The sequence below is a fragment of the bacterium genome (assembly GCA_030583725.1).
In the GTDB taxonomy this organism is placed as follows: Bacteria; Patescibacteriota; Microgenomatia; order UBA8517; family UBA8517; genus JAUYMM01.
This window is the reverse complement of sequence record CP129472.1, coordinates 362,975-377,682: the sequence shown is the minus strand read 5'-3', so window position 1 is coordinate 377,682 and position 14,708 is coordinate 362,975. Positions and strand designations below refer to the sequence as shown.

At 35.2% G+C, this 14,708-nt stretch carries 16 protein-coding genes and 1 pseudogene; 15 read left to right on the top strand and 2 right to left on the bottom strand.

Translation table 11 applies throughout. The features are described from left to right. Positions 1-3 precede the first annotated feature (3 nt). The 6 genes from QY322_02080 to QY322_02055 all read left to right on the top strand — a co-directional run bounded on the left by QY322_02080 (position 4) and on the right by QY322_02055 (position 5,315). Positions 4-1,656 (top strand): hypothetical protein, encoded by a 1,653-nt coding sequence (locus QY322_02080; GenBank protein ID WKZ26078.1) that lies wholly within the window; start codon positions 4-6, stop codon positions 1,654-1,656. Positions 1,657-1,919: 263 nt separating this feature from the next. After that, positions 1,920-2,144, top strand: a complete 225-nt coding sequence (locus tag QY322_02075; GenBank protein ID WKZ26077.1) for a hypothetical protein — start codon at positions 1,920-1,922, stop codon at positions 2,142-2,144. Between the two features lie 237 nt (positions 2,145-2,381). Next, entirely contained in the window at positions 2,382-2,843 is a 462-nt protein-coding gene (gene greA / locus QY322_02070; GenBank protein WKZ26076.1) for a transcription elongation factor GreA, read from the top strand. A gap of 64 nt (positions 2,844-2,907) precedes the next feature. After that, positions 2,908-4,371 carry a lysine--tRNA ligase gene (gene lysS / locus QY322_02065; protein WKZ26075.1) on the top strand — a complete coding sequence of 488 codons (1,464 nt, stop codon included), beginning with the start codon at positions 2,908-2,910 and terminating at the stop codon, positions 4,369-4,371. A 48-nt stretch (positions 4,372-4,419) separates the two neighbouring features. Further along, entirely contained in the window at positions 4,420-4,758 is a 339-nt protein-coding gene (locus tag QY322_02060) for a hypothetical protein (GenBank protein ID WKZ26074.1), read from the top strand. Further along, on the top strand, positions 4,758-5,315 hold the full coding sequence (locus QY322_02055) for an HD domain-containing protein (protein WKZ26073.1): 558 nt from the start codon (positions 4,758-4,760) through the stop codon (positions 5,313-5,315). Before QY322_02060 ends, QY322_02055 begins: the two co-directional genes overlap by 1 nt. A 32-nt stretch (positions 5,316-5,347) precedes the next feature. On the opposite strand, the gene QY322_02050 is transcribed toward QY322_02055, so the two are convergent. Beyond that, positions 5,348-5,590: a hypothetical protein gene (locus QY322_02050; protein ID WKZ26072.1), complete on the bottom strand. Its 243-nt coding sequence runs from the start codon at positions 5,588-5,590 to the stop codon at positions 5,348-5,350. A gap of 39 nt (positions 5,591-5,629) precedes the next feature. Here QY322_02050 and serS point away from each other — a divergent pair, with 39 nt between their 5' ends. Together serS and QY322_02040 are read left to right on the top strand one after the other, a co-directional pair. Further along, entirely contained in the window at positions 5,630-6,859 is a 1,230-nt protein-coding gene (gene serS, locus QY322_02045; protein ID WKZ26071.1) for a serine--tRNA ligase, read from the top strand. 4 nt (positions 6,860-6,863) lie between these two features. Continuing rightward, a complete protein-coding gene (locus QY322_02040; GenBank protein WKZ26070.1) occupies positions 6,864-7,457 on the top strand; it encodes a methyltransferase domain-containing protein in 594 nt (197 codons plus the stop codon). On the opposite strand, the gene QY322_02035 is transcribed toward QY322_02040, so the two are convergent. After that, a complete protein-coding gene (locus tag QY322_02035) occupies positions 7,454-7,819 on the bottom strand; it encodes a hypothetical protein (GenBank protein ID WKZ26069.1) in 366 nt (121 codons plus the stop codon). The genes QY322_02040 and QY322_02035 overlap by 4 nt on opposite strands. A 47-nt stretch (positions 7,820-7,866) precedes the next feature. On the opposite strand from QY322_02035, the gene secA reads away from it, so the two are divergent. The 7 genes and pseudogenes from secA to QY322_02000 all read left to right on the top strand — a co-directional run bounded on the left by secA (position 7,867) and on the right by QY322_02000 (position 14,696). Further along, complete coding sequence (gene secA / locus QY322_02030; protein WKZ26068.1) at positions 7,867-10,566, top strand: preprotein translocase subunit SecA; 2,700 nt, start codon at positions 7,867-7,869, stop codon at positions 10,564-10,566. A gap of 24 nt (positions 10,567-10,590) precedes the next feature. Then, a complete protein-coding gene (locus QY322_02025; protein ID WKZ26067.1) occupies positions 10,591-11,004 on the top strand; it encodes an NUDIX hydrolase in 414 nt (137 codons plus the stop codon). A gap of 150 nt (positions 11,005-11,154) precedes the next feature. After that, positions 11,155-11,903: pseudogene (locus QY322_02020) on the top strand (Bro-N domain-containing protein). A gap of 188 nt (positions 11,904-12,091) precedes the next feature. After that, positions 12,092-12,418, top strand: coding sequence for an FKBP-type peptidyl-prolyl cis-trans isomerase (locus tag QY322_02015; protein WKZ26129.1), 327 nt, complete (start codon positions 12,092-12,094; stop codon positions 12,416-12,418). After that, entirely contained in the window at positions 12,418-12,948 is a 531-nt protein-coding gene (locus QY322_02010) for a hypothetical protein (GenBank protein WKZ26066.1), read from the top strand. Before QY322_02015 ends, QY322_02010 begins: the two co-directional genes overlap by 1 nt. Positions 12,949-12,969: 21 nt before the next feature. Then, complete coding sequence (locus tag QY322_02005) at positions 12,970-13,599, top strand: LytR C-terminal domain-containing protein (protein WKZ26065.1); 630 nt, start codon at positions 12,970-12,972, stop codon at positions 13,597-13,599. Then, positions 13,596-14,696 (top strand): tRNA guanosine(34) transglycosylase Tgt, encoded by a 1,101-nt coding sequence (locus QY322_02000; GenBank protein ID WKZ26064.1) that lies wholly within the window; start codon positions 13,596-13,598, stop codon positions 14,694-14,696. Before QY322_02005 ends, QY322_02000 begins: the two co-directional genes overlap by 4 nt. Positions 14,697-14,708 lie beyond the last annotated feature (12 nt).

The following is a 14,708-nucleotide window of genomic DNA, read 5'->3' as shown; positions in this document are numbered from 1 at the left end:
GCTATGAAATATCTTAAAGATGAACAATATTATGTTGATCTTTACGACCTTTTCACTATAAAGGCCTGCTTAAAAGTTATTCATTTCTGGCAAGACTTATACAAGAAAAAAGATACCGACCCCAAGCTTAAAGAAATTTCTCCAGAAGAAGTAGAAAAAGGTTTTAATCATTACATTTCTTGGGATCTACGAGTTAAAAAGGGTGAGGAATATCGACGTAAAGCAGAGACTATCAGCGATTGGGTAGAAAAAGATCGAGTAAGGCAAGACAAAGTAGACAATACCCCTTCACCTGCCAATGTTTTGTGTCCCCATTGTAAAACCGAGATGGTTGCCGAAGATTTTAAGCATCTGGAAGACTGGCCAGAAGATAAACCAATGCGAGTTATGTTTATTTTTGAATGTCCAAAGTGCAAGAAGCGTCTAGGCTTGTATGACAATGGTGAAGAACACATCTCAAAACCAAATTTATGCCCTGAGTGTAGTAAAGAGATAAAGACCATCTACAAACGAAAAGGCGATGTTATAACCACCACTGAAAAATGTACCTCATGTAAATACAAGAAAGTTGAAGTTGAGGATTTGGGCAAGAAAGATCTTGAACGAGAAGCTGAGAAGAAAAAAGACAAGGAGTTACTTGAAAAATACCGCTCTGAGTTCTGTTTGTCCGACAAAGAGGGTCAAGAATACATTGAGCTGATAGAGGCGATGGAAGTAGCTAAGGTCGTACGGGAAGAAGAAATGCAAAAGTACGATAATCCTGTCTATGAGCGCTCTCTACAGCTCAAGAAGACCAACATCTCTGATCTAGAAACTTTGCTAACCAAGTCGCTTGAGAACGCTAAATACGCCAAACTATCGTTTGATAAACCAGAAATAGGCCAATATGTGATTGTTCCCTTCACCGTTCAAGATGCCGACTCATCCAGAAGAGACAGAATCAGTGTTTCGGAGCTAGAAAAGGTCATTAAGAACTCACTAGAAGACACAAACTGGCGATTACTCTCCAATAGTGTCAGTTACAGACTTGGATACCTTGAAGGTCGATTAAAGGGCCATGAGCGTGAAGAAGACATGCTTAAACTCGCTGGCAAGAAAGAAGAACCTGTTAAACCAAAATCAAAGATTGATGAAGCTAAGCGACAAAAATATGCTTCTAACAATCTAGTCCAACTCGCAAGACTCATTGGTGAACATGACGGCATTGAAAACATGCGAAAACGCAGACTTACCAAAGAACCAGATGGTTTCTTCCTAGAAGCCAGTGAAGGTCCATACAATTGTGGCATTTGTGGTGAAAGTCATTATGGAAATGAGATTTGGTGGAATCTGGATGGCTTACGTTGTGTCGATTGTCGAAGGAATATAGTGGAAGGTGTCATTCCGCCACTAAAACGCAGTAAACACGATGACAAGTCTGAGTGGTTTGATAAATTTGAGATTACTTCCAATAGAGGCGTTCATCCGTCCTCAATTCGTAAACTCAGGCGAGAAGGCTTGCTTAAAGGCAGAGATTTGAAGCGAAAGGATGGAAGCGAGTACCACACCATCTACTTAGTGAGTGAAAATCAAGAGTTTCTGGAAAAATACCCCAAAAAGGACTCTAAGATTAAGATGACTATAGCTGGTTCGGATGGAAAAGAGATTCAGTTATAAGGATAAGTAGTTATCTATATCAAAATACATCAGTAAACTGAGACAGTCCTTTTATAGTGTCTTATTTGTCTTGTTTAGCCAGGACGTGAGACAATGGTAAGAACCAAGTGGTTATGGGACTAAACGGTTCCAGACCCGGATGGCTCACACATTCAGATTCAGATGCCCAAAATGTGGCAGGGTGGGGACTGTTTATGTAGAATTTAACGATATGGTAATACAACAATTTGAAAAAAATAAAACATTATGATATATATTGCCATATGACAGAAATTTTGGCTGCTAGTATATCCCCCACAGATAGTCATCGCATAATTTTTTCTGAAGGAACAAATATTGCTATGGTGAAAAAAGTCAAATGCGGAAGTTGTCCTTTGGGTTATTCATGTGGAGGACCTGATTCTGCTGGTGGTTCAATTTTTGCAGACGTACAAGGTGATAGAATTTCTCCGGAACAAGTAAAGTCTGAGGCAAAGTGTTTAAAGTAAGATTAGTTTTTGATACAATCTGACTACTTGACTTTGCATGGTTCAAGGGATATGATAAACGAGTTTGTCACGCGTGAACTGATAAACGCCTTAGGTACTATTTAACTAATGAATATTTTTTCCAACATGCCGTTTTGTTCTAGCCTTATTATTAAGGTTTAAGGTTTGTTGGAGAGAATCAATTATTTAAATCTCTCCAAATTAAGGGGAGATTATTTTTTTTGAAAAACAAGGATTATGGCAAATAAAATACAATTAACAACAAAAGGTTTAGAAGCTCTAAAAAAGGAGCTTGGACTTTTGGTGGACAAAAAGAGGCCTGCATTAGTTAAAAGACTATCAAATGCAAGGTCACAAGGTGATTTGTCTGAAAACAGTGACTATCAAAATTCAAAAGAAGAATTAGAGTTTTTAGATGGGAAAATTGAAGAACTAACTCAAGTTATTAAAAACGCTGATGTTGTGTCAGATGCTAAAAATGGATCTGGTGCAGGTGTGGGTTCAAGAGTTACAGTTCGTGTAAATGGTGTTAAAAATACTTTTGAAATAGTTGGAGAATGGGAAGCTGATATAGCAAACAAAAAAATTAGTCATACATCACCTCTTGGATCTTCGTTGGCTGGGAGAAAAGCAGGCGAAAAATTTGAAGTTGAAGCGCCAGTAGGTAAGATAGTCTACGAGGTTGTTGCAATTGATTAAAATAACAATCAATTAAATCAATAACCTCCTTAACTAGGAGGTTTTTTTAATGTAGAATACAAATATGGATGAAATAACAGGTAGTACCGTAAAAAATGTTCGCGAAGAACGAATAGAAAAACTTAACAAACTTAATAAACTTGGAATTGATCCATATCCTTCCAAAATTCTATTAGAAGGCAAGCACATATCTATTAATAACTCTCGTGACTTAATGGACAAAGACGTTTTGGTGGCTGGAAGAATAATGTCTATTAGATTACACGGTGGTGTTACGTTTGCAGACCTCAAAGATTCTTCTGGTAATATACAACTTTTTTTTTCAAAAAAGATATTAGAGGATAAATACAATCTTTTAAAATTAGTTGATTCTGCAGATTTTTTGGCAGTTACTGGAAAAATTATTAAGACCCAAGCTGGGGAGATCTCAGTTTTAGTTTCTGATTTTCAAATTTTAACAAAAGCTATCAGGCAACTACCTAGTATTTGGTATGGTTTAAAAGACACAGAAGAAAGATATCGCCAAAGATACGTAGATTTATTACTAAATGACGATTTGAGAGACCTCTTTAAGAAAAAATCTATGTTTTGGAATAGTATGAGAAAGTTTTTAATGAATAAAGAATTTCTAGAAGTTGAGACACCTGTTTTAGAAAATACGGCTGGCGGAGCAGATGCTAACCCCTTTGTTACACATCATGAAGCTTTGGATATTGATTTATTTTTAAGAATTTCAATGGGTGAGTTGTGGCAAAAAAGACTAATGGTTGCAGGGTTTGATAAGACTTTTGAAATTGGTAGACAATTTAGAAATGAAGGTTTAAGTCGTGAGCATCTCCAAGACTATACACAAATGGAATTTTACTGGGGTTATGCAAACTATGAAGACTCAATGGCATTAGTTGAAGAAATGTATAAGTATGTAATCAAAGAAACATTTGGAAAGTTGAAGTTTGAGATCAATGGCATGGTCGTTGACTTCGATTCAGACTGGAAAAAAATAGATTACACTAAAACCATTTTAGATAAAACTGGGGTTGATATAACATCAACGACGGTCAAGGAATTGAAAGATAAACTAAAATCTTTAAAAATAAAAATAGGAGATGACTTATCAAGGCCACGTTTAATAGACCTACTGTGGAAGAGTATAAGAAAAGAAATTAGTGGACCCGTGTTTTTAACAGGTCACCCTGTTGAAATTTCACCCCTTGCCAAAAGGATGACAGACAAACCTGAAAAAGTAGAAAGATATCAAGTAATCTTAGCAGGTAGCGAAATGGGTAATGGATATTCGGAGTTAAATGATCCTATTGATCAAGCAGAAAGATTTGAAGAACAACAGAAACTTCGTGACGAGGGTGACACCGAAGCACAAATGAATGACTGGGATTTTGTAAGAGCCTTAGAGTATGGTATGCCTCCGGTATCAGGTTTTGGAGTATCTGAAAGGCTATTCTCATTTTTAGCAGACAAACCAATTAAGGAAACAGTTTTGTTTCCATTATTAAGACCGGAAAACTCTTAAAAAAAATTAACTCTTTACATTTAACAAATTAAGAGGTAAATTACGAATATGGCAAGAAAGACAGCTAAAAGAACCAGCGTAAAAACAGTGAAAGTTTCAAATCTCCTTCAGGCTGTAAATGCAGAAATGGTTAAAGACCAAATAACAGAACTCAGATTAGAAATGACTCATTATGTTACTGAATCAGTAGCTGTTTCAATTTTATCTTTACTTTTATTTATTGGCGCACCATCAGTTTTTCCAGAAATTATCAATCCATATTTACCATCATCTTTGAAAATAATGCAGGCTTTTATTGCAGTCCCAGTTGTTTTTTGGGCAATTACAATATTAGGCAATATGGTTAGATACTTCAAAATCTTAAAACTTAAAGACTCACTTAAGTAATGATCAGTCGTGAAGACGCCTTTAGTTTAGTTACTTCTTGGACACAAAACAAAAACTTAATTAAACACATGTTGGCTGTTGAGGCTTCAATGGGTGGTTTGGCAAAACATTTCGGAGAAGACGAAAATCTTTGGAAATTAGTAGGTTTGATTCATGATGCTGACTATGATAAATATCCAGATAAACATCCTCAAGTTTTAATTGATGAGCTAATAAAGAGAAAAGAAGATGAAAAGATTGTAAATGCAATTCGTGCACATGCTTGGAAATATAATGGAATGGACAGAGAACCACAGAGTAATATGGAGTGGAGTATTTACTGTTGTGACGAATTAACTGGGTTAATTGTTGCGGTTGCCCTGATTAGACCAGAAAAAAAATTATCCACTGTGACAGTAGAGAACATACTTTCAAAATGGGACAAGAAAGATTTCGCAAAAGGTGTTGAAAGGGAAAACATAAAACTTTGTGAAGAAAAACTGGGAATTAAATTACCTGATTTTATAGGAATTGTGTTAACTTCAATGCAGAGCATTTCTCAAGAGTTAGGTTTATAGGAGACCTGTCGAGCTATGGTCAATGGAATCTTTTATATCCTTAATATTTCCTGACCTATGACTTTCATCAAAAGTTTTGCATATTTTTTCGCAGGAACCTCGCCGGTGACAACTTCACACGTTTCGATTGTGAAATCGTGAGCAAATTCTTGACCACTATTGTTTAATTTTACAATTTTTTCTCTACCTGTCCATCGTTCGATAAGATTTGCTCGTCTACAAGTGAACCCATATTCTTCACAGAGATTGCAGTTTGTTATCTTTTCAGTTGACATGGATGGATTATAATATATTTATTGGTATAATCAAGTAGCATGCTAGACATTAAATTTATTAGAGAAAATGTTGATTTGGTCAAAGAAGTTGTAAATAACAAACAACTTGATCCAACTGTTGTTGATAAAGCTTTAGAATTAGATGAAAAAAAGAGAAAATTAATAGGTGAGGTTGAAAACTTAAGAAGCTTAAAAAATAAATATGCTTTAGAAAAAAATATAGAAAAAGGAAAAGAAACAAAAACAAAACTACAAGAATTAGAACCAAAATTATCAAAAATAAGTCAAGAGTTTTTAGAAAGCTTATATAATATTCCAAATGTTGTTTCAAAAGATTCCCCAGTAGGTAAGGATGAAACAGAAAATGTAGTAATCAGAAAATGGGGAGAACCACGAAAATTTGAATTTAATCCCAAAGACCATATGGAGCTTGGTACAAGTTTAAAAATAATTGACACTGAAACTGCAAGTAAAGTATCTGGCGCAAGATTTAATTATTTAAAGGGAGATGCCGTTTTGTTGCAAAACGCTTTGCATCAGTTTGCAATGGAAGTGTTACTTAAAAAAGGTTTTATCCCCGTTGTTCCCCCTCTTATGTTAAAAACGGAGGTCATGAAGAAAATGTCAAGACATGATCCTCTAGAAGAAAGATACTACCTAAAAGAAGACGACACAATGCTTATTGGTAGTGCAGAACATACTTTAGGTCCGATGCATATGGATCAAACTTTAAATGAAAAGGATTTACCACTTAGATATTTTGCCTTCACCCCTGCATTTAGAAGAGAAGCAGGTTCATATGGTAAAGACACAAAGGGAATTTTAAGACAACACCAATTTGATAAACTGGAAATGGAATCTTTTTCCACTCCTGAAGATGGCTTAAAAGAACAAGACTTTTTTGTTTCTATTCAAGAAGAATTTATGCAAGCTCTTGATATCCCATACCAAGTGATTCAAATTTGTACAGGGGATATGGGGGGGCCTGACTTTAGACAAATAGATATTGAAAGCTGGATTCCAAGTCAAGATAGATATAGAGAAACTCACACATCAGACTATATGACAGATTATCAATCAAGAAGATTAAACACAAAAGTAAGAACAAAAGAAGGAACTGAATATGTACATATGAACGACGCAACAGCCTTTGCAATAGGTAGAACAATAATTGCAATTTTGGAAAACTACCAAAATGAAGACGGATCAGTAAATATTCCCAAAGTTCTTCAAAAGTGGGTGGGGAAGAAAAAGATAGGGATGGAATAAATTCATGCTAGGTACACAAGTTTTGGAGGAAAGAGATTCAAAGCATAATGGTCATTTACGTGTTTTAAAAACTTTTGGAATGGGGACTTACATACAAGCAAATGGATTAACCCAGTCTGGAGGAATTGTTGAAAGTATCTGGAAACAAACAATAAAACAACTTGGAAAGGATTATAGAGATATTTTAATCTTGGGTTTAGGTGGGGGAACACTCGCAAAGTTGCTTCGTAAAAAATATCCTGAAGCCAAAATAACTGGAGTTGAAATAGATCCCATTATGGTTGAATTAGGTAAAGAATATTTTGACTTAGATAAATATGATATTGATATTAAAATTGAAGATACCAACAAATTTAAATTTGGTAAATATGATTTAGTAATTGTAGATATGTATTCTGGAGACAACTTTCCAAAAGAATTTGAGAGTGAAGAATTTTTAAAAAAATTAACAAAATTCCCCACAGTAGTCATTAATAGGTTGTATTTTGGAGATAAAAGACCAGATACTGTTAGGTTTGGTAAAAAACTAGAAGAAATATTCTCAAAAGTAACTTGGTTTTATCCAGAAGCAAACTTGATGTTTATCTGTAGCTATTAAAATCTACCTTCAACTTTTGCTCGAATCAGTCCAAGTAATCTCATGGCTAGATGGTCTATCTTTTCATTGTAATCAACCTCAATAGCTGGTATATGGGGATAGTTTTGTCTGGCTATGTCCACACCCGACCTCGAACTTTTAACTTGTAGGTCGATTATTGTTCCGTCGGGTAGTTGTATGTGTTTATCAATACCCTCAAATTTGTCTTCAGTACCACTTGCATCCCAAGAGGTAGTGATGTATCCATTAGCAGCCAATATTCCTAGAGCATCACCGACTTTGTTTTCGCTTTCTTTACCACGACGCCTTCCTGATTCTTTATTTTTTTTGCGTACTTCACGTATTGCTTCTCTTATGCTCATATATAATTTTATTTGAAGTCTATATCTGGTAGAATGACAAAGCAAGTATGTTCAAAAACTTATTTAAATTTTTAGATCTTAACCAGAGAGAAGTTGACAGGTTAAACAAAACTGTCACACAAATCAATGAGGTTGAGTCAAAATTTACCAAATTCAAACTTGAAGATTTTAAAAAAGAAACTGAAAAATTAAAAAAACAAATTGCAAATAGTCAAGATTTGACAGATGCCTTACCTTCCGCCTTTGCCCTTGCTCGTGAAGCTTCACTTCGTGTTTTGGGACAACGCCACTACGATGTCCAATTAATGGCAGCTACAGCTCTTTTTGAAGGTAAAATAGTAGAACAAAAAACAGGTGAAGGTAAAACGCTGTCAGCTGTCCCCGCACTCTACTTAAGGGCTTTAGAAGGTAAAGGTGTCCACTTGGTTACTGTAAATGACTTTTTAGCTCGTCTTGGTGCTGGGTGGAATGCTCCTGTCTTTGAGTTGTTGGGACTTTCTGTGGGTGTCATTGTCCAAGAAAATAAATCTTTTGTGTATGACCCTAAATATACTGATAATAGCCACGGCGACGAAAGACTTTCTCATTTAAAACCAGTATCAAGAAAAGAGGCATATGCCTGTGATATCACCTATGGAACCAATAATGAATTTGGTTTTGATTATCTTCGAGACAATATGGTTCAAAATTTATCTGAGATGGTGCAAAGAGAGCACTACTTTGCAATTGTTGATGAGGTTGATTCAATTTTAATTGATGAAGCAAGAACACCATTAATTATTTCAGCTCCTGATACTGAGCCCACACAAAAATACTACGAGTTTTCAAAATTAGTTGAGAAGTTACAGCCAGAGATTGATTTTAAAGTTGACGAAAAAGCTAAAAGTGCATCTCTAACTGAAACAGGTATATCAAAAGTTGAAAAAGTATTAAAAGTTGATAATTTGTATGAAAAAGATTTTGAAAGTATCCACCACATTGAAAATGCACTTCGCGCCAAAAGTTTGTATTTGAAAGATAGAGACTATGTTGTAAACGATGCAGGAGTAACTATTGTTGATGAGTTTACAGGAAGGTTAATGACCGGCAGAAGATGGAGTGATGGTCTCCATCAGGCAGTAGAAGCAAAAGAGGGAGTAGTAATACAGCAAGAGAGTAAAACCTTGGCAACCATTTCATTCCAAAACTATTTTAGGTTGTATGAACACTTGTCAGGTATGACGGGAACTGCAGTAACTGAAGCTGAGGAATTCAAAAAAATATATAAACTAGAAGTTGTTGCGATACCTACACACAGGGAAAATATAAGAATTGACGAGGGTGATTCAATTTATAAAACACTGTCTGGTAAGTATGGTGCTATTGCAAACGACATTGTTGAACGATATGAAGCTGGTCAACCTGTTTTAATTGGAACCACCTCAATTGAAAAAAATGTAATAGTTTCAGAACTCTTAAAAAGAAAAAAGATACCACATAATGTTTTAAATGCTAAAAACCATGAAAAAGAAGCAGAAATTATAGCCAATGCAGGCAGACTTAAGGCCGTAACTGTTGCTACAAACATGGCAGGCCGTGGTGTCGATATTATTTTAGGAGGAGCAAAGCCTGAATCACAAAAAGATGTTAAAAAGTGGGAGAGAGATCACTTGGATGTTATCAATGTGGGTGGACTTCATGTTATTGGTACAGAAAGACATGAATCAAGACGAATAGATAACCAGTTAAGAGGAAGGGCTGGAAGACAAGGTGACCCAGGATCATCAAAGTTTTATTTGTCACTAGAGGATGATTTAATGAGAATTTTTGGTGGAGAACAAATAAAATCATTAATGGATAGGCTTTCAATTCCTGATGATCAGCCAATTGAAAACTCACTTGTAAGTCGTGCAATTGAACAGTCTCAGGTAAAGGTCGAGGGTTTTCATTTTGATACAAGGAAACGTTTAGTTGAGTTTGATGATGTTGCCAATCAGCAAAGGGAAATAATTTACACTTTAAGGAGAAAAATTTTAGATAGTAACAATTTAAAAGAAGAAGTTTCTGAAAAATTAGGAATCCACGCAGGAAAGATATCACAATCTGTTACTGAATCTGTTGACTATGATGCTGTTACGGCAGGTTTTCTAGAAGTAATTCCATTTGATCCTGAATCTACAAAAAATTTCAAAAAAGAGCTTCAAAAAAGAAGTAATCCACAAGCGGTAGAAGAGTTTTTGGAATCAATTTTTAAAGATATATATAATTCACGCGAAAAAGAAGTTGGAGAGACGGTTATGCGCCAAATTGAAAAATATGCATACCTAGGAGCAATTGATCACCATTGGATTGACCACATTGATGCAATCGATGACTTAAGGGGTGCTATAGGTTTAAGGGCCTATGGACAACGTGACCCATTAGTAGAATTTAAAGGTGAAGCATACGAGATGTTTGAAGGACTTTTAAATAGAATTGATGAAGAAATAGCAAGAAGGATATTTAGAATTGGAGTTACACAAAGACCACAAGAAATCCCAGTTAACTTAATGAGGGAAAACATTGATAAAAAGGATGGAACTGGGTTGTCTGAAGTTTCTCGTGTTTCTAGCCCACGACAAAATCCCAACAACTTGTTAAATACTACGACTTTTGCCTCAGGTCAAGGGATGTCAACAACAAATGGTTTAAAAATAGGTCGTAACGACCCCTGCTGGTGTAAATCTGGAAAAAAATGGAAGAAATGCCACTATCCAAAAGTGGGATAAATACTAGTTTTTGTATATACCAATATGAATATAGATAAGGTTCTAGTTATATCAACTGCGATTATACGAGATTCAAAAAAACAAGTCTTACTCATTAAAAGAAGTAAAAAAAGCTCATATCCTGATCATTGGCAATTAGTCGAGGGCAAAATAAACATCAGTGAGTCACCTGAAGAAACAATAAGAAGGGAAGTTGAGGAGGAAACTAAAATTGAAGTTAACAAACTTGAACTAAAATCTGTATATCACAATGAAATTGAGGCCAAAGGATTGAATTTTTTGTGTTTCAGGGTTGTTTTTAATGCAATCGTTACTCCAAATGATATTGTAATAAGTGATGAACACACTGAATTTGGTTGGTTTAATAGAAAAACGGTTAACAAACTTATACTTCTCCCCGGAACTAAAGAAATACTAGAAGACATAAGTGATTTGTAAGGATTCCTATTTGAATAGCATTTCAAACACTGCCACTATCCAAAAGTGGGATGAGTCAAACTCCTTGACTTCGGTAATAATTCGTACTATTGTTAAAGTATGATAGATACTCATATTGCAATTTTTAGAAATAAAAAAGTTAGAAAGTAAATTCATCATGGAGAATGGTGGTTTTCGGTGATTGATATCATTGAAATTTTGGTAGGTTCAGAACGGCCTCGAAAATATTGGAGTGATCTTAAAACTAAGTTAGTTAAGGAAGGTTTTATTGAACTGTCCGATAAAATCGGACAGTTGAAGTTAACTGCACCTGATGGTAAAAAAAGAGAGACTGACTGCGCAAATACGGAAACTATGTTTCGTATAATACAAACAATTCCTTCTCCGAAAGTCGAACCAATGAAAAGGTGGTTGGCAAAAGTAGGGTTTGAAAGGATTCAAGAGATTGAAGATCCTGAGCTTGCAACAAAACGAACTCGAATTCTATATAAACTCAAAGGTTATCCAGATTCATGGATTGAGAAAAGAATGCGTGGGATTGTTATTCGAGAAGAACTAACAAACGAGTGGAAAAATAGAGGAATTGAAAAAGACTTGGATTATAAAATATTAACTTCAGAAATTTCAAAAGCTACATTTGGTGTTACTCCAAGTCAATATAAAAAATTAAAAGGTTTGAAACGTCAAAATTTAAGGGATCACATGGATGATTTTGAATTAATTTTTACTATGCTTGGAGAAAGATCAACCACGGAGATTCACAAAGTTGAAGATTCAAAAGATTTAAAAAACTAAAAAAAGATGCTGAAGATGGTGGGGAAATTGCAGGAGTTGCAAGGAAAAAACTTGAGACGAGATTGAAGAGACCAGTTGTTTCCCATAGAAACTTTTTGAGGTAAAGTGTATAGTTATTAGATATTTTAGAAGCAAAATGGAGGAAAGTAAAAACAGTCTAATTTCATATTTTGGTTACTTTACTATTGTTGCTGTGGCAACTATTGGTATAGTTCTCTTATTAAGAAGTGATCTAAGTAGTATTTCACCTGTTGCAGAAAGTGAAGAAGTCCTGCAAAATATAGAAACTGATATGGAAGAATTAGAAATAAAAGATTTGGTTGTTGGTACAGGTCCTGAGGCTGTTTCAGGCAAGATTATTTCAGTGCATTATACTGGTACTTTAACTGATGGAACAAAATTTGACTCAAGTGTTGATAGAAATGAACCATTTGAATTTACATTAGGTGCAGGACAAGTAATTCAAGGTTGGGACCAAGGTTTTAATGGTATGAAAGTTGGAGGAAAGAGAAAATTAGTTATTCCTGCATCTTTGGGCTATGGCGCACAAGGCGCTGGTGGTGTTATCCCTCCAAATGCTACCTTAGTTTTTGAGGTAGAACTTCTTGGTATTAGGTAATGAATAAGCAGAGCTTGCCATATGGTGGTAAAAAAGTTGTTGTTAATGATGTAATGCAAAAGGGCTACGTTTATTATTTAACTGAGCCAATAGGTAAGCACTTTGACCCTCGTTTTAAACCAGAACTTACACCAAAGGAGATGCTTTATTTGGGAGTTTTTGGTGGTAAATACATGACTGATTGTGGGGGTGAATTTCCAAAAGACTGGTATAAAAATGCAAAGTTATGTCACGAATTTCATGACCCAGGTCTTAATTTTTTTAAAGTGAATGCCAGCCAGCCTTTGTCTGTGTGGAGAAATAAGGGCTGGATATATAGAGAAGATCCTAGGGGTTGGTTCCAGTGGTATTGTAGATACTTTATGGGTAGGAGGATAAAAGGTGAGGACGAAAAACAAATAAAAAGATGGGTAGCTATTAAAAGACACTTAGTACAACTTAAAAACAACTGTAAGCCTCATGATTTAGATTGCAGGAAGAAACAAAGACAAACACTTGTTCATTGGGCTTACGATGCAACAAAAATTTGAAAAGTATGTTAATATAAGTATATGCCAAAAGAAGAAGATAAGAAGAAAAAAATGGTAGTAGTTGAGGAAATAGCTGAGCCCGTTGAAGAGAATGAATTGGAGAAGCCAGAAAGTGAACCAGAAACAGTTAAAGTTGAGGATCAAGAGCCTTCAAGTGAAGAAATTGTAGTTGAGGAAACAGAAAAAACAAATTACCTCTGGATTATAGTCCCAACAGCGCTTTTAGTTGGCGCATTTGTTGGAGGTTTAATTACTTATTTCTCAGGCCTGTCTCGTCTTTCTAGTGTGGAAGCTTTACCATCTCCTGTTGTAGTTGCTACTCCTGAGGTGGAGGAAGAAGTTAAAACAGAAGAAGAGGATGAATTTGATAGATCAGTAGTTAAATTACAAGTTTTAAATGGTAGTGGAATTGCAGGTTTTGCTGGTAAAGCCAAAACAATGCTAGAAGGTCTAGGCTATGAGAATGTAGCTGTGGGTAATGCTTCTAGTTCAAATTTTGAAGAAACTGTAATATCTGTCAAAAGTGACAAAAAAGAACTTTTGGAATCTTTAATTAAAGATCTTTCAGAAGATTATGAAGTTTCTACTGAGACTGAAACATTGCCTGCTTCAAGTCCTTATGATTTTGTCATAACTCTGGGTAACAAATGACGTCTCCTAAATATTTTCGGTCTGCCAATGGTAATGTTTCTTTACCAGTATTCTTTCCTGATGCTACTAGGGCAGTACTTAAATCACTTGATACCAGAGATATTGAAGAAACAAAAACAACAGGTTTATTAGTTAATACTTTCCATTTATACAAAGAGTTGGGATTAGACTTCATCAAAAAAATAGGTGGGATTAAAAAGTTCATGAATTGGGATGGTGCCATGATTTCAGACTCAGGGGGGTTTCAAGTTGGAAGTTTAATAAAATCAAACCCAAATTTGGGAAAAATTACTGACGAGGGAGCTTTATTTAAACTAGATGGTAAAAAAATACTACTAACACCTGAGCTATCCATACAAATTCAAATGGAACTAGGTGTTGATATGGTGGTTGTATTGGATGACTTTGATTTGTTTGGTGGTACTAAAAAAGGAACCGAGATATCAGTTGATAGGACTATTATGTGGGCCAAACGTAGTAAAGATGAATTTGAAAAAATATGTAAGGCAAAAAAAATACCAACAAGTAAAAGACCACTTATTTTAGGGGTTGTTCAAGGTGGTAGGTTTGCTGACTTAAGAAAGTATTGTACACAAGAACTAGTAAAAATAGGCTTTGATGGTTTGGGTTATGGTGGAGATGGCAAAGGAGACAAGGGTATAAATTATGAAATGTCCAAAGTTATTGCCAATAACAGCCCCAAAAACTATTTACTATATGGACTAGGGTTAGGGAAGCCTGAAGATATTGTAACTTTAGTTGGCCAAGGCTTTACAATTTTTGATTGTGTTCTGCCAACTAGAGATGCAAGGCACGGCAGAATGTATATATATAACGCAAAAACAATAGATGAGATAGATGTATCTCAAAAAGATTTCTACGAGTTTTATGTTCCAGCAAAAACTAAAAACTTAAGTTCCAACGAACCAGTTTCAGAAGCTTGTGATTGCCTGACCTGTAAAAGATATACTAGAGGGTATTTGGCCCACCTATTTAAAATTGGTGATTTTACTGCGGGCCGATTAGCCACGATACATAACCTTAGGTTTTACTCCATTTTAATGGAGAAACTAAGTAAGCTTGTTGACCTTGATTAGTAAGACTACACT